The following is an 18,685-nucleotide window of genomic DNA, read 5'->3' as shown; positions in this document are numbered from 1 at the left end:
TTGCCCGATTCCGTTTGCTTGAGCTGATGCCGCCATGCCCGACTTTGCCGATCTCGACACGATGACCAAAGACGAGGCGGCGGCCGAGCTGGAACGGCTCGCCGCCGAGATGGCCGAGCACGACCGGCGCTATTACGAAGACGACGCGCCCGAGATCACCGATGCCGAGTTCGACGCCCTGCGCCGACGCAACGCGGCGATCGAGGCGCGCTTCCCCGATCTCGTGCGGGCGGATTCGCCCTCGCGAAAGGTCGGCTCGGCGCCATCGGCCAAATTCGCCAAGATCCGGCACGCCGTGCCGATGCTCTCGCTCGACAACGCCTTCTCGGACGAGGACGTCGCGGACTTCGCCCGCCGCGTGCGCCGCTTTCTCGGCCTGTCCGAGGCCGCGCCCCTCGCCATCACGGCCGAGCCCAAGATCGACGGCCTGTCGCTCTCGCTGCGCTACGAGAAGGGCCGGCTCGTGTCGGCCGCGACGCGCGGCGACGGGCAGGTGGGCGAGGACGTGACGGCTAATGCCCGCACGCTGGACGACATTCCCGCCAAGCTGACGGGCTATGCGCCTGATATCTTCGAGGTGCGCGGTGAGGTCTACATGACCCATGCCGATTTCGCCGCGCTCAACGCCCGGCTGCTGGCCGAGGCGGGCGAGGGGGAGGACGCGAAAGCGGCGCGCCAGTTCGCCAATCCGCGCAACGCCGCCGCCGGCTCGCTGCGCCAGAAGGACGCCAAGGTCACGAAGTCCCGGCCGCTGCGCTTCTTCGCCTATGCCTGGGGAGAGACGAGCGAGCTGCCCGGCGCGACGCAGAGCGAGATCGTCGCCGCGCTTCAGGGGATGGGCTTCCAGACCAACACCGTGCCGCAATTCGGCAAGAGCGAACCGCTGATGCAGCGCTTCGAGACGGTGGAGGGCCTGATCGAGCACTACCGCCGCATCGAGGCGGAGCGGGCGACGCTCGGCTACGATATCGACGGCGTCGTCTACAAGGTGGACGATCTTGACCAGCAGCGCGAACTCGGCTTCGTCTCTCGCGCGCCGCGCTGGGCCATCGCGCACAAGTTCTCCGCCGAGCAGGCGACGACGACGGTCGAGGCAATCGTCATCAATGTCGGGCGCACGGGCAAGCTCGCCCCGCTCGCCAAGCTGACGCCGGTGACGGTCGGCGGCGTCGTCGTGTCCAACGTCACGCTCCACAACGAGGACTATGTGGCGGGCCGCGACGCAGACGGCCAGCCCATCCGCGGCGGGCGGGACGTGCGGATCGGCGACACGGTCGTCATCCAGCGCGCGGGCGACGTGATCCCGCAGGTCGTGGATGTCGTGATCGAGAAGCGCCCGGCCGGTGCCGAGCCGTTCCGCTATCCCGACCATTGCCCGATCTGCGGCTCCAAGGCCGAGCGCGAGATCAACCCGCGCACGGGACGGCTGGATTCGGTGCGCCGCTGCACGGCGGCGATGACGTGCCCGGCGCAGGCCAAGGAAGGCCTCAAGCATTTCGTCTCGCGCAACGCCTTCGACATCGAAGGACTCGGCGAGACCTTCATGGAGGAGCTGTTCGACGCAGGGCTCGTGCGCCAGCCGGCTGATATTTTCCGCATGGAGTTCGAGCCCTTGCGCGAGGCGATCGAGGCGCGGCGGCGCGCGCTGTCCGAGGCGCGGCGGCAGGCGGAAGGCAAGGCCGAGCCGGCCAAGACGCCCAAGAAGGGCGAGACCACCAAGGCGATCGACAATCTTCTGGCCGCGATCGACGCGCGGCGCACCGTGTCGCTCGACCGGTTCATCTTCGCGCTCGGAATCCCCGAGATCGGCGAAAGCTCGGCCAAGGCGTTGGCACGCCATTTCGACGACGTGCGCGCCTTTATCGACGGAGTGGACGCCGCGCGCGCCGCGCAGCCGGGCGAGGACTGGGCGGAACTCAGCGCGCTGCGCACGATCGGCGGAACGACCTTCGAGCGCCTGATGGCGGTGGACGAGGCCAAACTCGCCGATCCCGACTGGAAGCCGCTGCGCGACGGCGAACTGGGGCTGAAGGCCAACCAGCGCGTCGCCCTGCGCGAGCGCTATGGCGAGGAGGCGGAAGGCTTTCCCGAGGCCCTGCGCCGCGCCAAGGCCGGCGCTCCGGGCGAGGCCTTCCTGGCGCTCACCCGCGACGGCGATATCGGCACGGTCGCGACGCTCTCGGTGATCCATTTCTTCGAGGAGCGGCACAACCGCGAGGCGGTGGAGGCGCTCTTGGAGGCGGGCGTTTCCACCACCAACGAGCGCGCCGCGCCGCCGCCGTCCTCTTCGCCCGTCATGGGCCTCACCGTGGTCTTCACCGGCACGCTGGAGAAGATGACGCGCTCCGAGGCCAAGGAGCGCGCCGAAGCGCTGGGGGCCAAGGTCGCGGGCTCGGTGTCCAAGAAGACCGATCTCGTGGTGGCCGGGCCGGGCGCGGGCTCCAAGCTGGCGGACGCGCAGAAACATGGGGTGCGCGTTCTGACCGAGGACGAGTGGCTGGCGATGATCGCCTGATCCCGGCTTGATCGCGGGGCCGGCGAAGGCGTAGGGTCCGGCCGTTAACGCATTGAAAGAACGGCATGACCATCCTCGCCATCGACTTCGAGACCGCCACGAGCGAGGCGGCGAGCGCTTGCGCGGTCGGCCTCGCCTTCGTGGAAGGCTGCGAGGTCACGCAGCGGCATTACACGCTGATCCGCCCGGCCGATCTACGCTTCGACCCCGGCAATATCCGCGTCCATGGCATCCGCCCGCATGACGTTCTCGACGCACCGAGCTTCCCGGAGGTCTTCGCCGGCTTTGCGGATCGGCTGGAGGGCGCGCTCGTGGTCGCGCACAATGCGAGCTTCGATCTGAAGGTGCTCGGCGCCTGCCTGTCGCTCTACGGCCTCGCCCAGCCGCGCTTTTCGGCGCTCTGCACCGTGGCCGTGTCCCGCCGCCTCTGGCCGGATTCGCCCAACCACAAGCTGTCCACCATGGCCGCGCGCTTCGGCGTCGGCTTTCGCCATCACCATGCCGGCGACGACGCTTTCGCCTGCGCGACGATCGCGCTGGAGGGGGTTCAGGCGGCGGGCGCGCGGGACGTGCGGGATCTCGCCGACCGGCTCGGGCTGCGCCGCGAGGTCGCCGCGCGGCGCGAGCGGGCCTTGGGCGGCATCGCCGACCGCGCGCTCGCCTCGCAGCTCCGGCCCCCAAGCGCGGGGCGCGGGCCGTTCCGCTACACGGTGCGCGGTTCGCGCGGCACGCCCTATGACGTGCTTCTGGCGCAGTTCGGGCAGGCCGGGGCGTGGCGGCTGGCCTGTTCCTGCCCCGGCGCGCGCTTCCGGGCCGAATGCCGTCATGTGCGCGCGCTGCACGAGGGCGACTTCACCGATCTCGCCCCCACCGAGGCACCCGCCCTGGCGCATCTGGAGCGCTTCGTTCTGGACCGCGCCAAGCTCTGAAAGTCCGGCGTGGGAAAAACGCCCGGGCGGCTGTTCCCTCCGGGCGGGAGGTTCTAGAAGGGCGCATCCGCTGTTTCCATCGGGTTTGCTCGTGTCCCGCTCTTCCGAATTTCGCGCGGGCGTCGCCCATTCGGCGCCGCTGCTTCTGGCTCTCGTGCCCTTCGGGGCGGTCTATGGCGCGCTGGCGACGCGCACCGGCTTCACGCTCTCCGAGACGCTCGGCTTCTCGCTCAGCGTCTATGCCGGGTCCAGCCAGTTCCTGGCGCTGCAGATGATCGGCACGGGCGCCCCGGTCTGGGCGATCCTGATCGGCGTCTTCGCCATCAACTTCCGCCATGTCCTGTATTCCGCGTCGGTCGGGCGGCATCTCTCGCGCTTCGACGGCGTCGAAAAGGCGCTGGCCTTCTTTCTTCTGGTGGACCCGTCCTTCGCGGCGGCGGAAGCGCGGGCCGGCGACGGCGTCGTCCGCAAGACCTATTATTTCGCCTTCGCGCTCATGCTCTATGTCGGCTGGGCGCTGGCATCGTTGCTCGGCGCCCTGTTCGGCCGCCTGATCGAGAATCCCGAGCGCTATGCGCTGGACTTCGCGCTGCCGATCTATTTCCTCGCGCAGACCATGGCCTTCCGCCACCGTCGGCAGTTCTGGCCGGTGGCCGGCACCAGCGCGATCGTCGCGCTCCTGGCCTATGCGACGCTCGGCACGCCCTGGCATGTCACGCTGGGCGGTCTCGCCGGCATTCTCGTCGCGTCCCTGCGCACGCCCGAAACGCCGGCAAAGGCGGAGGGCGAAGCGGCATGAGCGAGACCTGGTTCCTGATCCTCGGCTCGGCGGTTCTGACCTATCTGACGCGCATCGGCGGCTATCTCGTTCTCGCCCGCTTCGAGCGCGTGCATCCGCGCGTCGAGGCGGCGCTCGACGCCGTGCCGGCCGCCGTCCTCACCGCCATCGTCATGCCGGTCTTCGTCGAGGGCGACAGGGCGGAGAAGGTCGTGATCCTCCTTTGCGCCGTGCTCGCGCTGCGCCTGTCGCTCCTGACGACGGTGATCCTCGGCACGGTGCTGGTGGCGCTCGCCCGCGCGGCGGGTCTGAGTTGAAGCGGCAGGCGAGGCGCCTATCGTCTTTGCGGCGTGAACGCGCGTCGATCGCGCGGTGAAGAAGGCCTTGCCGATGGTTCGTCGCTTGATCGTGAGCCTTCTCATGGCGCTTTGTCTCGCCGCTTGGCCGGCCCAGGCGGAGCCCTGGCCGGAGGGCGCCGAGACCCTTGCGAAGGCCCATCCGAGCGAACTCGTCGCGAAGGCGCCGGCCCTGATGGCGGCGGGCCGGCCGGAGGAGGCGACCTTCTGGTTCTATGCCGGGCAGCTCCGCTGGCACGCGCGCCTGGCGGCGAACCCCGCGCAGGACCCGAGCGGGGAGCCGGCGCTCTTCGCCTCGCTCTTCGAGACGATCGGGCCGGAGGTGAACGGCTGGGCCTTCGGCGATATCCCCGCGCTCCAGAAGACGATCGACGCGGTGCTCGCCTGGGACGCGCGCTATCCCGGCCCGTCCCTGCCGGCGGCAAGCGTCGCGTCCACCCGCGCGGGGCTCGTCAAGCTGCGCGACCAGATCGGGCGCGAGGCGGACAAGATCCGCGCCGGGCGTGAGGCGGCGGGGCTCCCCAACCGATAGGGTCGGGCGCGGGTCTCTCGTCAGCCCGCGAAGATCGCGGCGAGATCGGCTTGCGTGAGCCGGCGGATCGCGCCGGGTTCGAGATCGGCCGGCAGCGTCAGCCCGCCGACGGATTCGCGGTGCAGCGCTTCCACGTGATTGCCGGCCGCCGCGAACATGCGGCGCACCTGATGATAGCGCCCTTCGTGAACCTGCAGGATGGCTTCCTGCGGGCCGACGACCTCCAGCTCGGCCGGCGCGAGCGGCTTGTCCTCGCCCTCCAGCAGGAGCGTGCCGGAGGCGAAGAGCGCGCCTTCCGCGCCGGTGAGCGGGCGCGCGAGATGGGCGCGGTAGCGCTTGGGAACGTGGCGGCTCGGCGAGATGATGCGATGGAGCAGCGCGCCGTCGTCGGTCATCAGGAGAAGGCCCGAGGTTTCCTTGTCGAGACGGCCGACCGTCGAGATGGCCGGGTCGCGCCGCCGCCAGCGCGTCGGCAGGAGATCGTAGACGAGCGGACCGGCTTCCTTGTGCGAGCAGGTGACGCCGAGCGGCTTGTTGACCATGAGCGCGAAGCCCGGCAGCGGGTCGAGCGCCTCGCCGTCCACCACCAGCCGCGTTTCGAGATCGGGCGTCAGCGCGATGCGCTCGTCGGCGCGCGGAACCGGCGCTCCGTCGAGCCGGATGCGGCCGTTCTTGGCCAGAAGCTGGATCTCGCGGCGCGAGGCATAGCCCATATTGGCCAGCAGCTTGTCGAGGCGGGAAGTGGGTGTCTTGGTCATTTGCGCGCTTCGAAAATCTTGTAGCCGGCCGCCTCGGCCGTCACGTCCACGCTGCGGAAGGCCGAGCGCAGCACCGCCTCGTAGGGCATGTGCCGGTTGGCGACGAGAAGGAGCGTGCCGGAGCGGCGCAGCATCCGCGCCGCCGCCGTGATGAAGCTCTGGCCGAGGCCGCGATCCTCGATCCCCTCCGCATGGAAGGGCGGGTTCGACACGACGAAGTCGAGAGCGGCAAGCGCCGCCTCTCGCGCGTCGGCCCATAGGAAGCGGGCGCGCGGATCATCGACGTTCTGCCGCGAGGCTTCCACGGCGCGCCGGTCGAGTTCCACGAGGGTCAGTTCCTCGACCTTCGAGGAGGCGAGAACGGCGCGCGAGAGAATGCCGAGCCCCGCGCCGAGATCGGCGCCGCGTCCCGCGAAGGCCGGCAGATGCGCCAGAAGAAGCGCCGAGCCGGGGTCCACGCGGTTCCAGGAGAAGACGCCCGGCTGCGATCGAAGGCCGATCTCCTCGACCATTGCCGGCGCGCCCTCGCGGATCGCCTCGGCAAGGCCTGTCGGCGCGGCCGGGCGCGTCGCCACGCAGATGCGCTGGCGCGCCTTGGAGCGCTCCGCCACGTCGCAGCCGAAGGCTTCGAGCTCGGCGCGCAGGCGCTGGCCGCCCTTGTCCTTGGCGCCGAGCGCCGTCAGCGCGCCGCCGGGCTCGAGCGCGCGCAGCGCCTGGGCGAGCACGAAGCGCCGCTCGATCGAGCCGGGCGGCGCGGCGATCACGATCTCAGCCAACGTGGCGTCGGGCAGCGCTTCCAGCGCGTCCGCGCCGGGATGAAGGGGCGAGACCTGCCGCGCGCCGTCCGGCACGTCCACGAGGTCGAGCGGCGGCATTCCGTAAACGGCGCTGCGGGGCGAGGGGGCGGGGGGATCGATCTCTATCACGCGCGGAGCCATAGCAGCTTTGCGGCGCGTGCCAAAAGCCCCCGGTTGGACCGAGGCCCAGCGGCGCATGGGCTCACCGCGAGCGGTGTGCGGAGGTTAAATCGACGACAGGTCGGGAGCCAGGGGCCGCGTGTCGCGTTCCAGAGCCGGCGCACGATCCGGGGAGGGGCGGGCGCGCCGGCGAAACCTGAGGGGGCCTCATGACCTTCGAGATGTTCCTGATCTTTGCGAGCCGCTTGTCGCTCGTGCTTCTGTTCCTGCCCTTCAGCGCGCTCGACAAGGTGCTGAACTTCGGCGCCGCCGTCGGTCAGGCGGGTCAGGCGACGAGCAACGCCACGCTCGCCCGAGCCCTGATCCTCACCGGCCTCTTCGTGGAGGTCGTGATGTCGCTCGGCGTTCTCACCGGCGTCGCCGACCGGCTCGCCGCCTTCATCCTCGCCGGCTACTGCGCGGCGACGGCGGTTCTCTTCAAGCAGTTCTGGCGCGCGCCCGACTTTCGCCTGCGCGGCCCCTCCAAGGGGCGCGAGACCATGTGGGACTTCCTGAAGAACTTCGCCGTGGCCGGTGGCTTCCTCCTGATCACCTTCGGCACGCAGGCCGGCGAGGCCGGGCATTTCTTCGCCGATCCCCTGTCGTCCACCCATCCCTATGAACAAGGAGCCGCGTTTTGAGCGACCAGAGCCCCCGCGTTCCCTATTGGCATCTCCACACCGACGCCGACGGCGTCAGCCGCCAGACGCGCTGCGAGATGACCGAGTTCGAGCTGAAATCCATGCAGCCGCCCGCGAGCCCGCAATGGCAGGGCCAGAAGCATCACGACGGGATGACCGTGATGGTCACGGTACAGCCGGTCGGCTGGGAAGGGGCGTGGCACGAGAACCCCGCGCCGCAATGGATCATCCCCCTGTCGGGCCGCTGGTATGTGGAAAGCATGGACGGCACGCGGGTCGAGATGGGACCGGGCGAGATTTCCTTCGGCGAGGACCAGGGCACGCGCGAAAAGGACGGGCGCAAAGGGCACAAGTCCGGCACGGTGGGCGACGAGCCGGCGGTTCTGATGGTGGTGCAGTTCGACACGGCGCGGGACGAGACGACGCCCTGCCGCTTCCGCTGAGGGCGCCGGCATGAGCGAGGACACCGGCTTCGACATCATCGACAAGCGCTTTGCGCAATATGTTCTCGGCAACGCGCCGATCGAGAAACTGGCGGACGGCATCCGCTGGATCGAAGGGCTCGTCTGGATGGGCGACTGGAACACGCTCCTGTTCCAGGACCTGCCGCGCGACCGGACGCTGATGTGGAGCGAAACGGGCGGCCTGTCGGTCTGGCGCTTTCCCTCCGGCCAGGCCAACGGGCAGGCGCGCGACCGGCAGGGCCGCGTCGTCTTCTGCTCCAACCGCGAACGCGCCCTGTGCCGCGTCGAGCATGACGGGAGCGTGCGCGTGCTCGCCGACCGTTTCGAGGGCCGGCGGCTGAACTCGCCCAACGACGTCGTGGTGAAGAGCGACGGCACGATCTGGTTCACCGATCCCGTCTACGGCATTTCCAACGATTTCGAGGGCACGCGGCAGGCGTCCGAAACCGCGCCGGGCGTCTATCGGCTGGACCCGGATTCGAGCGAGCTGACGCTTCTGTCCGACGCGTTCGACGGACCGAACGGCATCGCCTTCTCGCCGGACGAGCGGCGACTCTATGTCGCCGAAACCGGCGACCAGACGAAGGGCGATCCGGTCCAGGTGCTCCGGGTCTTCGATGTCGGGGCGGACGGGCGCTCGCTCACGTCCGTCAGGGACTTCGCCAAGGTCTCGCCCGGCTACACGGACGGGATGGCGATCGACGAGGACGGCAATGTCTGGGCGAGCGCGGGCGACGGCGTGCATTGCCTGTCGCCGGAGGGCGAACTCCTCGGCCGCATCCACCTTCCCGGCACGGTGTCGAACCTCTGCTTCGGCGGCTCGCCGCATCTCAACCGGCTCTTCATCGGCGTCAGCCATTCGCTCTATGCCGTATTCCTGAACCGGCGCGGGGCGCGCTGGCCATGAGCGGGACTCGCATCGCCGCGATCCGGCTCCCGTGCGTCGATCTCGACGCGACGGAAGCGTTCTATGTCGAAGCCTTCGGTTGCGTGCGAGAGACGCGCGAGACTGCGCGGCGCGTGATCCGCCTCGGCAATCAGCGGATCGAACTCGTGCTCGCGTCAGGCGCGCCGGCGGCGCCCGCGCCCTCCAACGCCACCGGCTTCCAGCATTGCGCGATCATCGTCGCCGACATGGACGCCGCCATGGCGCGGCTTCGGCAATCACACGTCTGGTCGCCCATCTCGCGGAATGGGCCGGAACAGCTGCCGCAAGCCTCCGGCGGGGCGACGGCCTTCAAGTTTCGCGACCCGGACGGCCACCCGCTGGAGCTTCTCCAGTTCGCGCCGGGCCAAGTGCCGGAGATCTGGCAGGCGCAGGGTGGAGCGGTGTTTCGAGGGGTCGACCATTCGGCGATCACCGTTTCGCAGACCGACGAAGCCATCGCCTTCTATCGCGGCCTCGGCTTCGACCCCTCGGAGCGCCATCTCAACCGGGGCGTGGAACAGGCGCGGCTCGACGGGCTCGCGCTCGAAGAGGCGCTGGTCGAGGTGACGACGCTGCGCCCGGCCGGCGGCGCGCCGCCGCATCTGGAGCTTCTGTGCTACCGCGACCCGCCCGGCCTTTCCGCGCCCGCGCCGGACGGTTCGGTGCTGGCGACGGTGCTCCGCCTCGAAGGCGTGCCGGCGCGAGACGGCGACGCTCCGCGCGCGTTGCGCGACCCGGACGGTCATCGGCTCGACATTGCCGAAGCGTGAAACGCCGCCCGGTCCGCCCCGATCGTAAGGCTCAAGGCCTGTTCAAACCACGCGCCAGCTTCTAGGCTCCCGCCGGGGATCGCAGGAGGGGCGGCAATGCGCATCGCACGGCTTTGGCAGGGGCTTGTTCTCGGGTGGGTCGCGGTCGCAGCGCTCCCCGGCCTCGGTCTTGCGCAGGAGAGCGAGCGCCAGATCGTGCCGGCGCGCAACGCCGATTATTACGGGCACGACTACGACATCCTGAAGGATGCCGATCAGAATCTCTGCGAAACGGCCTGCCTTGCCGACAACCAGTGCCGCGCCTTCACCTTCAACACCGCCAAGGGCTGGTGCTTCCTGAAAAGCGATGTGGGTGAGCTGCGCGCCGCCTCTGGCGTCGTGTCGGGCCGCATCACGCTCGCCTCCACGGCCGCCGCCCGTGACCCGCGCGAGCGGGAAGCGGACCTCGCCTTCCTGTCTCGCGAGAGCCTCGACGCCGCGCGCCAGTTTCGCCTGGGGCTCGCCGAGGAGGAGCGCGACGCCGCCATCCCCTCGGGCGAGGCGCTCTGGCCCCATGCCGACGCCGCGCTGGAGCGGCGCGACTTCGGCGCGGCCATGGCGAGCTATCGCGAGGCCCTGCGGCGCGATCCGCAATCGGCCCGAGCCTGGCTCGGCCTCGCCCTGTCGAGCCTCGAATTCGACTCCGGCGAGTCCGACGCGATGCAGGCCGCGCGGGACGCGCGCCAGCCCGCCGCGATCAACGCCTATCTGACGGCCGCCGAGGACCGCCAGAAGGCCGCCGCGCTGGATTTCGTCGCGCAAGGATTCGCGGCCGACGAGAACTGGAAAGAGGCCATCCGCACGTGGCGCGCGGCGCTCGCCATCACCGAGCGACCCGACGCGCGCAAGCGCCTCGACGCCGCCGTCGCCGAACACGGGTTCCGCATCGTCGACAACACGGTGGACAACAACGCCGCGCAGCCGCGCATCTGCCTGAACTTCTCCGAGCCCCTGAGCCCCTCGCTCACGGCGGGCGAGGGGGCGGGCGACTTCGTCAAGGTCGAGGGCGGCGACACGCTGCCCGTCTCGGCGACGGGCTCGCAGATCTGCGTCGATGGCGTCACGCATGGCGCGCGCTACCGGATCGTGGCGCGCAAGGGCATTGCGGCGGCAAGCGGCGAGGTCCTCGCCCGGAGCGCCGAAATCTCGGTCTATGTGCGCGACCGCGATCCCTCCGTGCGCCTGTCGGGCAATGCCTATGTCCTGCCGGCGGGGGGCGAGGCCTCCATGCCGATCACCAGCGTCAACACCGACACGATCGAGGCGCGGCTGCTGCGCATCGGCGACCGGGCCCTGGCGCGAACGATCGGCGCAAGCCGCTTTCTCGGCCAGCTCGCCACCTACGAGATCGACGAGGTGAAGGGCAATGACGGCGAGGAGGTCTGGACCGGCTTCGTGGACGTCAAGCGCGTCGCCAACGAGGAGGTGACGACGGCCATTCCCGTCGCCGCGATCCTCAAGGAGCGCCAGCCGGGCGTTTACATCCTCTCCGCCAAGCCCAAGAACGCGCGCGGCACCGACGACACGCCGGCGACGCAATGGTTCGTGCTCACCGATATCGGCCTCACGAGCTTTTCGGGGCAGGACGGGTTCCACGTCATCGCCCGCTCGCTCGGCTCGGCCGAGCCGATGCCGGGCCTGAAGCTCGATCTCGTCGCCGCCAACAACGAGATTCTCGGCAGCGTCGAGACCGACGCGGCGGGCCATGCGCGCCTCGCGCCGGGCCTTCTGAAGGGCACCGGCGGCGACCGGCCGGCGCTTCTCATGGCGAACGGGGCGGAAGGCGACTTCTCCTTCCTCGACCTCACCGCCGCGCCCTTCGATCTGACCGACCGGGGCGTCGAGGGGCGCGAGCCGGCCGGCGCGCTGGACGTGTTCCTGACCACGGAACGCGGCATCTATCGCGCCGGCGACACCGCCCATGTCACCGCGCTCCTCCGCGATGCGCTCGGCCGCGCCGCCGAGAACCTCACCGTCACCGCGATCCTGACGCGCCCGGACGGGATGGAGGATCGCCGCATGGTTCTCCAGGCCAAGGACGCCGGGGGCCTCGCCTTCGACGTGCCGCTCGGGGGCGGCGCCATGCGCGGCCTCTGGAAGCTCGCCCTTCACACCGACCCGAAGGCGGCGGCGCTCGCCACGACGAGCCTGCGCGTCGAGGATTTCGAGCCCGAAAAGATCGATTTCGACCTGACGCTGGCGGATGCGCCGATCGACCCGGCCGCGCCTCCCGCGCTCGACGTTTCGGTGCGCTACCTCTTCGGCGCGCCCGCAGTGGGGCTCGGCGTCTCCGGCGAAACGGTGCTGACCGCGACGGACACGCTCGAAGCCTATCCGACCTATCGCTTCGGCCTGAAGGACGACCAGCCGACGCTGGTGCGCCAGCCCTTCGAGGCCGATCCGACCGGCGAGGACGGCGCGGTCTCCGTCGCGCTCGCGCCCTTGGAGATGCCAGCGACCACCAAGCCGATCAAGGCGTCGATCCAGCTTCGCGTGACGGATGCGGGCGGCCGGCCGGTGGAGCGCAGCGTGTCGCGGCCCGTTCGCGGCGAGAAGGCTCGCCTTGGCGTGCGCCCGCTCTTCGATGGCGCGCTCAGTGAGAATTCGCAAGGCGGGTTCGAGCTGATCGCCGTCGGCGCGGACGGCGCGCGCATGGCGCGGGCGGGCGTCGAATGGGTGCTGAACAAGGTCTCCACCGACTTCCAATGGTATTCCGCCAATGGGCGGTGGAACTACGAGCCGATCGAGCGGCGCGAGCGCGTCGCGAGCGGCCGGGCCGATCTCGGCGCCGCCGATACGGCGCGGCTTTCGGTGCCCGTCGCCTGGGGCAGCTACGAGCTGATCCTCACCGACCCGAGCGGCGAGGCGCTGCCCGCGAGCGTCGGGTTCGAGGCGGGCTGGTATGTCGCCGCGCGCTCCATGGAAACGCCCGACATCCTGAAAGTCTCGCTCGACAAGCCGCGCTATGTGGTGGGCGATAAGGCCATCGTCCATATCGAGCCGCGCTTTGCCGGCAAGGCGGAAGTGCTCGTCATGGACGAGCGCGTCGTCGCGCGTGTCGCGGCCGACATTCCCGCCGGCGGCGGCGACGTCGCGCTGGACGTGACGCGCGACTGGGGGCCGAGCGCCTATGTCGTGGCGGTCCTGTATCGCCCGATGGAGATCGCCGAGAAACGCATGCCCGGCCGCGCGCTCGGCCTCGCCCATGCCGGCGTCGAGCCGGGGACACGTGCGCTCACCGTCGCCATCGACGCGCCCGAGCGCATCACGCCGCGCACAACGCTCGATATCGGCCTGCAGCTCGGCAATGTGCAGCCCGGCGAAACGGCCTATGTGACGCTCGCGGCGGTGGATGTCGGCATTCTCAACATCACCCAATTCACGCCGCCATCGCCGCAGGGCTGGTATTTCGGCCAGCGCCGGCTCGGCGTCGAAATCCGCGATCTCTATTCCCGCCTGATCGACCGGATGCAGGGCGCGCCGGGCTCGGTGCGCTCGGGCGGCGACGCGGGCGCCGACGGATCGCGCCCGCCGCCGATGGACCAGCTCGTCGCCCTGTTCTCAGGCGTCGTCGCGGTCGGCCCGGACGGGCGCGCCCGCGTGCCGCTCGACGTGCCGGACTTCAACGGCACCTTGAAGCTCATGGCCGTCGCCTGGTCGCGCTCGGGCGTCGGCGAGGCGGATCGCGACCTTCTGGTGCGCGATCCCGTGGTGGCACAGGTCAGCCGGCCGGCCTTCCTCAGCCCCGGCGACCGCTCGCGCATCCAGATCGATCTCAACCATGTGGAAGGCCCGGCCGGCACGGTTCACCTGTCGCTGTCGGGCGGCGGCGAGGCGTTGCGGATCGAAGACAACGCGGAAGCCGACCTCGTGCTCGCCGAGAACGGGCGCGCCCGTCTTCTCGTGCCGGTGGAAGCGCTCGGCACCGGCGAGGGGGCCTTGGAACTGGCGCTGACGACGCCCGGCGGCGAGCGGCTCACCAAGAGCTTCGCGCTGCCCGTTCGCTCCATCCAGCCGCGCGACGTGAAGAAGAGCCGCTTCGAGATCGCCTCCGGCGCGTCGCTTTCGCTTGGACCCGACATCCTTGCCGGCTTCCAGCCGGGCACCGGCAGCGCCACGCTTTCGGTGACGCGCTTCGGCGGGTTCGATGTGGCCGGCGTCGTCGCCGCGCTGGATCGCTATCCCTATGGCTGCACGGAACAGCTGACGAGCCGCGCCCTGCCGCTCCTTTATCTCGACGAAACGGTGCTCGCCGCCGGTCTGCCGGGAACCGAGGACGTGCGCGAGCGGGTGGCCACCGCCATTCGCGGCGTTCTCGCCAATCAGAGCGCTTCGGGCAGTTTCGGCCTTTGGGCGCCGGGCAACGGCGATCTCTGGCTCGACGCCTATGTCACGGACTTCCTGACCCGCGCCAAGGAGGCCGGCCACGACGTGCCGGCCGAAGGGCTGACGCTGGCGCTCGACAATCTCGCCAACCAGATCGCCTATCTGCCGGACCAGCCCGACTGGTCCAAGGCGGCCTATGCCTATTACGTCCTCGCCCGCAACGGTCGCGCGGCGATCGGCGATCTGCGCTACACGGCGGACAATGCCGCCGCCGGCTTCAAGACGCCGCTGGCGCAGGCCCAGCTCGGCGCGGCGCTCGCCTTCTATGGCGACGCCACCCGCGCGGGCGCGCTGATGCGCCAGGCCGCCGCGCGCGCGGCGGACAGACACGACGTGGCCGAGCGCGACGATTACGGCACGCCGCTGCGCGACGGCGCGGCGGTGGCGACGCTGGCGATCGAAACCGGCGTCGAGGGCGTCGACCTGACGCCGCTGATCGCCTCGATCGGCGCGCAGCGCGAGGCCAAGCGCCACACGTCGACGCAGGAGGATGTCTGGTCGCTCCTCGCCGCCCATGCCGCGCTCGCCCGCCAGCCGCCCAAGCTCGCGGTGAACGGCGCGGCGCAGAGCGGGGGCTATTCGGCCAGGCTCGACGCCGCGCGGCTCGCGGAGGGCCTGCGCATCGACAACCAGGGCGAGGCGCCGGTTTCCGCCGCCGTGACGCTGGCCGGCGTGCCGGATGTCGCGCCGCCCGCCGAGACTTCCGGCTACGAGATCAGGCGCTCCTACTACACGCTGTCGGGCGAAGAGGCCGATCCGGGTCAGATCAAGCAGGGCGACCGGCTCGTCGCGGTTCTCGACGTTCTGCCCGTGGACAGGCAAGCCGCGCGCCTGATGATCGACGATCCGCTGCCGGCCGGCATGGCGATCGACAATCCTTCCATCCTGAAGGGCGGCGACGTCGCCGCGCTGGACTTTCTGGAACTGACCGGCGAGGCGGCGCATACCGAGTTCCGCGCCGATCGCTTCCTCGTGGCGGTGGACAAACCGGCGGGTTCCACGAGCGCCCTGCGCTTTGCCTATGTCGTGCGCGCCCTGTCGCCGGGCGAGTTCGTGCATCCGGCGGCGATCGTGGAAGACATGTACCGACCCGAGCGGCGCGGGCGCACCGACGAAGGACGTGTCGCGATCCTCGGCCCCTTGCGTTGAGGAAAGGGATGGGACGCCGCAGCCCGCGCCGAAGGCTCGGCGCCGCCCTGGCGGCGGCGCTCGTGGCCGGCCTTGGCCTTGCCGGTTGGGCAGGTCTGGAGCGCGAGGTTGCGACGCGCGCCGCTGCCCTTCGCGCGCCCGACACCGGCTTTCTCGTGGAAGCGCGGGACGGAGCCTTGCTTCGGGCCTTTGCGGTGCGCGACGGTCGCTGGCGCATGGCGGCTCAAGTCTCCGATGTCGATCCGCGCTTCCTGCGAATGCTCCAGGGCTGGGAGGACAAGCGCTTCGGCGAGCATGGCGGGATCGATGCTCTGGCGCTCCTGCGCTCCGTCTTGGAATCGGCGCGGCGGGGGTGGATCGTCTCGGGCGGCTCGACGCTGACCATGCAGGTCGCCCGGCTGAACGACCGGCTTCCGACCGGGAGTGTCCGCGCCAAGGCGAGCCAGTTTCTCGGTGCGCTGGCGCTGGAGCGGGCGTTGACCAAGGACGAAATCCTCTCGCTCTATCTTCAGCTCGCGCCCTATGGCGGCAATATCGAGGGGGTTCGCGCCGCGAGCCTCACCTGGTTCGGCCATGAGCCCAAGCGCCTGACGGCGGGCGAAGCCGCGCTTCTCGTCGCCCTGCCGCAGAGCCCGGAGCGGCTGCGGCCCGACCTTCATCCCGAACGCGCCCGCAAGGCACGCGACCGTGTGCTGGATCGCATGGCCGAGATCGGCCTCCTGCCATCCTCGGAAGCCACCCGCGCCAAGCGCGAGCCGGTGCCGACCACCCGCCGTGCCATGCCCATGCTCGCCGCGCATGCGGCCGAGGCGGCGCGGCTGGCCGAAGTGCGCAGCGGCCGGCGCAGCGCGCGGCTGACGGTCGACGCCGCGCTTCAGGCCCGGCTCGAGATCTATGCACGCGACAAGGTCGCGACCCTGCCCAAGCCCCAGAGCCTCGCGATCGTCGTCGCCGATCATGAGACCGGCGAGATCCTCGCGAGCGTCGGCTCGCCCCATCTCTTCGACACGGCGCGGCAGGGCTATGTGGACCTCACCAAGGCGCAGCGCTCGCCGGGCTCCACGCTGAAGCCGCTGATCTACGGGCTCGCCTTCGAGCGCGGCGTCGCGCATCCCGAATCCCTCATGGACGACCGGCCGACCTCCTTTGCGGGGTATAGCCCCGGCAATTTCGACGGCCGGTTCGAGGGGATGTTGACGGCGCGCCGGGCGCTGCAGCTCTCGCGCAACCTGCCGGCCGTGGAGCTTCTGGCGGCGGTCGGCCCGTCGCGCCTCGTGGATCGCATCCGCCGCACGGGCGCCTCGCTCGAACTCGGCAACCGCTCCCTGCCGGGCCTCGCCATCGGCCTCGGCGGGCTCGGCATCTCGCTGGAAGACCTCGTGCGCCTGTATGCGGGCCTCGCCAATGGCGGCGTCGCCAAGCCGCTGCGCATCGACGCCTCGCCTGCGAGCGCGCTGACGGCCGGCCCCGGACGGCGCATCCTGTCGCCGCAAGCCGCATGGTATGTGGCCTCGATCCTGGCCGGCGCGCCCACAACGGCCAAGGGCTCGCCCGGCACGATCGCCTTCAAGACCGGCACGTCCTTCGGCTATCGCGACGCCTGGACGCTCGCCTATGACGGGCGCCATGTCGTGGGCGTCTGGCTCGGGCGGCCCGACGGCGCGCCGGTGCCGGGCCTCGTGGGGCAAGACGCGGCGGTGCCTGTCATGCGCGACGTCTTCGCGCGGATCGGCGCGCCCGAAAAGCTTCCCGGCCCGCCGCCGGGCATCCTGGTCAGCGCCGCGCGCCTGCCGCCGGCCATGCGCCGCCTGTCGCCCAAGGGCGCGGTGGCGCGGGCCGACGCGCCGGAGATCGTCTTTCCGCCCAAGGGCGCGCGCATCGAACTCGGCCTGTCGGACGGCGCGGGCATGGACCTGTCCCTGAAGGTGCGCAACGGCCGACCCCCCTTCACATGGTATGTGGATGGAAAGGCCGCCCTTCAGGGCCTGTTCGACCGTCAGGCCTCCTGGCACCCGCGCGAGCCGGGCTTTGTGGACATTTCCGTCGTGGATGCGGCCGGCGGGGCGGCGACGACGCGGGTCTTTCTGGAATAGGCGGGGCGCCGCAGTGAGGAGCATGGTGAAAGGAACGGAGCCGGAATGCTGACGACGGCGTTCGGAAACGCGGCCGCGCGAGGCAACTGGGCGCGAGGCGGCCGGGCGCGACGGGAGGCGGTGTGTCTTGAGGGGCGCGCCCTTTGTCTGTGCGCGCAACCCGACGAGCGCTCGATCCGCTCGGCCTGCCGCGCTGACATCGCGTGCCCGTGACACGCGACCTCTCACCCGGCGAGGCGCGCCGGATCGCGCTCACCAGCCAGGGCTTCAATGCGCGCGAGCGCGACGGGCGGCCGGACCTGGCGCGTCTGCGCAAGGCCATCGCGCGGCTCGGGCTTCTACAGATCGACAGCGTCAACGTCCTCGCGCGCGCCCATTACCTGCCGCTCTTCTCGCGCCTCGGGGTCTATGAGCGCGCGCTTCTCGACGTCATCATGAGCGAGCGTCCCAAGCGCTTCTTCGAATATTGGGGGCACGAAGCCTCGCTCCTGCCGGTGGATTGCCATCCGCTGCTGCGCTGGCGCATGGAGGAAGCGCGCACGGGCCAGGGGCTTTGGCGCTCGCTCGCCGCGTTCGCGGGCGCGCGGCGAGGGGAGGCCGACGCGCTTCTGGCGCGCATCGAGGACATGGGCCCGCTCGCGGCCTCCGATCTCGACAGCGTCAAGACCCGCACGGGCATGTGGGCCTGGAGCGAGGGCAAGCAGGCGCTGGAATGGCTGTTCTGGTCGGGCCTCGTCGCCGCCACGCATCGGCGCGGCAGTTTCGAGCGTGTCTACGATCTCCCCGAGCGCGTCCTGCCGCGCGCCGTTCTGGCGGAGCCGACCCCGACGCCGGCGGAAGCGCGGCGCGCGCTGATGGCGCGGGCCGCAAGGGCGCTCGGCGTCGCGACCCTTGCCGATCTGCGCGACTATTATCGCCTTTCGGCGACGGACGCGCCGGTCGCCCTTGCCGACCTCCTGGAGGAGGGCACCGTCGAGCCCGTGCAGGTGCGCGGCTGGCGGCACATGGCCTATCTTCACCGCGACGCCCGCGCCGGGCGGCGGATCGAGGGACCGGCCCTTCTGTCGCCCTTCGATCCGCTCGTGTGGAACCGGGATCGTACGGAGCGCCTGTTCGGCTTTCGCTATCGGCTGGAAATCTACACGCCCGCCCACAAGCGCGAGCACGGCTATTACGTGCTGCCCTTCCTTCTCGACGGCGCGCTCGTTGCCCGCGTCGATCTGAAGGCCGACCGAAAGGCGGGAGCGCTCCTCGTCCAGCAGGCCTCGCTCGAACCCGGCGCGCCCGGCCACACGCGGGACGCGCTGCGGGGCGAGCTCTGGCGCATGGCCGATTGGCTGGGGCTGGACAGGGTCGAGGCCACCGCGCTCGACGCGCTTTAGCCTGAGCGC

14 protein-coding genes are annotated in these 18,685 nt (G+C 70.6%); 12 read left to right on the top strand and 2 right to left on the bottom strand.

Annotated features, from left to right (window positions below):
• The first annotated feature begins 34 nt into the window (after positions 1-34).
• The 5 genes from ligA to B146_RS25995 all read left to right on the top strand — a co-directional run bounded on the left by ligA (position 35) and on the right by B146_RS25995 (position 5,110).
• Entirely contained in the window at positions 35-2,515 is a 2,481-nt protein-coding gene (ligA, locus tag B146_RS0112985) for an NAD-dependent DNA ligase LigA (RefSeq protein ID WP_019996880.1), read from the top strand.
• 65 nt (positions 2,516-2,580) lie between these two features.
• The gene (locus tag B146_RS0112980) at positions 2,581-3,444 is read left to right on the top strand and encodes a 3'-5' exonuclease (protein WP_019996879.1); all 864 of its coding nucleotides are present in this window, start codon (positions 2,581-2,583) and stop codon (positions 3,442-3,444) included.
• Positions 3,445-3,535: 91 nt separating this feature from the next.
• Positions 3,536-4,243, top strand: coding sequence for an AzlC family ABC transporter permease (locus B146_RS0112975; RefSeq protein WP_026358579.1), 708 nt, complete (start codon positions 3,536-3,538; stop codon positions 4,241-4,243).
• Positions 4,240-4,539, top strand: a complete 300-nt coding sequence (locus B146_RS0112970) for an AzlD family protein (RefSeq protein ID WP_019996877.1) — start codon at positions 4,240-4,242, stop codon at positions 4,537-4,539. The genes B146_RS0112975 and B146_RS0112970 overlap by 4 nt, the downstream gene beginning before the upstream one ends.
• A gap of 73 nt (positions 4,540-4,612) precedes the next feature.
• Positions 4,613-5,110, top strand: a complete 498-nt coding sequence (locus B146_RS25995) for a hypothetical protein (protein WP_019996876.1) — start codon at positions 4,613-4,615, stop codon at positions 5,108-5,110.
• Positions 5,111-5,130: 20 nt separating this feature from the next.
• On the opposite strand, the gene B146_RS0112960 is transcribed toward B146_RS25995, so the two are convergent.
• Positions 5,131-5,868, bottom strand: a complete 738-nt coding sequence (locus tag B146_RS0112960; RefSeq protein ID WP_019996875.1) for a pseudouridine synthase — start codon at positions 5,866-5,868, stop codon at positions 5,131-5,133.
• Positions 5,865-6,743, bottom strand: a complete 879-nt coding sequence (locus B146_RS0112955; RefSeq protein WP_019996874.1) for a class I SAM-dependent methyltransferase — start codon at positions 6,741-6,743, stop codon at positions 5,865-5,867. Before B146_RS0112955 ends, B146_RS0112960 begins: the two co-directional genes overlap by 4 nt.
• A gap of 251 nt (positions 6,744-6,994) precedes the next feature.
• Between B146_RS0112955 and B146_RS0112950 the strand changes: the two genes are divergently transcribed.
• The 7 genes from B146_RS0112950 (at position 6,995) to B146_RS0112920 (ending at position 18,676) form a co-directional block, all read left to right on the top strand.
• On the top strand, positions 6,995-7,465 hold the full coding sequence (locus B146_RS0112950; protein WP_019996873.1) for a DoxX family membrane protein: 471 nt from the start codon (positions 6,995-6,997) through the stop codon (positions 7,463-7,465).
• Complete coding sequence (locus B146_RS0112945; RefSeq protein WP_019996872.1) at positions 7,462-7,908, top strand: cupin domain-containing protein; 447 nt, start codon at positions 7,462-7,464, stop codon at positions 7,906-7,908. The genes B146_RS0112950 and B146_RS0112945 overlap by 4 nt, the downstream gene beginning before the upstream one ends.
• A 10-nt stretch (positions 7,909-7,918) precedes the next feature.
• Positions 7,919-8,836, top strand: coding sequence for an SMP-30/gluconolactonase/LRE family protein (locus tag B146_RS0112940; protein ID WP_019996871.1), 918 nt, complete (start codon positions 7,919-7,921; stop codon positions 8,834-8,836).
• Positions 8,833-9,627, top strand: a complete 795-nt coding sequence (locus B146_RS27785; protein WP_019996870.1) for a VOC family protein — start codon at positions 8,833-8,835, stop codon at positions 9,625-9,627. The genes B146_RS0112940 and B146_RS27785 overlap by 4 nt, the downstream gene beginning before the upstream one ends.
• A gap of 96 nt (positions 9,628-9,723) precedes the next feature.
• Positions 9,724-15,201, top strand: a complete 5,478-nt coding sequence (locus tag B146_RS0112930; RefSeq protein WP_019996869.1) for an alpha-2-macroglobulin family protein — start codon at positions 9,724-9,726, stop codon at positions 15,199-15,201.
• Positions 15,202-15,209: 8 nt separating this feature from the next.
• Positions 15,210-17,294, top strand: coding sequence for a penicillin-binding protein 1C (gene pbpC, locus B146_RS0112925; protein WP_019996868.1), 2,085 nt, complete (start codon positions 15,210-15,212; stop codon positions 17,292-17,294).
• Between the two features lie 209 nt (positions 17,295-17,503).
• Positions 17,504-18,676 carry a winged helix-turn-helix domain-containing protein gene (locus B146_RS0112920; RefSeq protein ID WP_040408581.1) on the top strand — a complete coding sequence of 391 codons (1,173 nt, stop codon included), beginning with the start codon at positions 17,504-17,506 and terminating at the stop codon, positions 18,674-18,676.
• Positions 18,677-18,685: the final 9 nt, after the last annotated feature.

Origin of the sequence: Aureimonas ureilytica DSM 18598 = NBRC 106430 (genome assembly GCF_000382705.1) — a bacterium.
Classification (GTDB): Bacteria; Pseudomonadota; Alphaproteobacteria; order Rhizobiales; family Rhizobiaceae; genus Aureimonas; species Aureimonas ureilytica.
This window is presented reverse-complemented; position numbering and strand designations above follow the sequence as displayed.

Coding starts and splice junctions, on each gene's coding strand:
- ligA (WP_019996880.1), top strand. CDS start 35: ATGCCCGACTTTGCCGATCTCGACACGATGACCAAAGACGAGGCGGCG.
- B146_RS0112980 (WP_019996879.1), top strand. CDS start 2,581: ATGACCATCCTCGCCATCGACTTCGAGACCGCCACGAGCGAGGCGGCG.
- B146_RS0112970 (WP_019996877.1), top strand. CDS start 4,240: ATGAGCGAGACCTGGTTCCTGATCCTCGGCTCGGCGGTTCTGACCTAT.
- B146_RS25995 (WP_019996876.1), top strand. CDS start 4,613: ATGGTTCGTCGCTTGATCGTGAGCCTTCTCATGGCGCTTTGTCTCGCC.
- B146_RS0112960 (WP_019996875.1), bottom strand. CDS start 5,868: ATGACCAAGACACCCACTTCCCGCCTCGACAAGCTGCTGGCCAATATG.
- B146_RS0112955 (WP_019996874.1), bottom strand. CDS start 6,743: ATGCCGCCGCTCGACCTCGTGGACGTGCCGGACGGCGCGCGGCAGGTC.
- B146_RS0112950 (WP_019996873.1), top strand. CDS start 6,995: ATGACCTTCGAGATGTTCCTGATCTTTGCGAGCCGCTTGTCGCTCGTG.
- B146_RS0112940 (WP_019996871.1), top strand. CDS start 7,919: ATGAGCGAGGACACCGGCTTCGACATCATCGACAAGCGCTTTGCGCAA.
- B146_RS27785 (WP_019996870.1), top strand. CDS start 8,833: ATGAGCGGGACTCGCATCGCCGCGATCCGGCTCCCGTGCGTCGATCTC.
- B146_RS0112930 (WP_019996869.1), top strand. CDS start 9,724: ATGCGCATCGCACGGCTTTGGCAGGGGCTTGTTCTCGGGTGGGTCGCG.
- pbpC (WP_019996868.1), top strand. CDS start 15,210: ATGGGACGCCGCAGCCCGCGCCGAAGGCTCGGCGCCGCCCTGGCGGCG.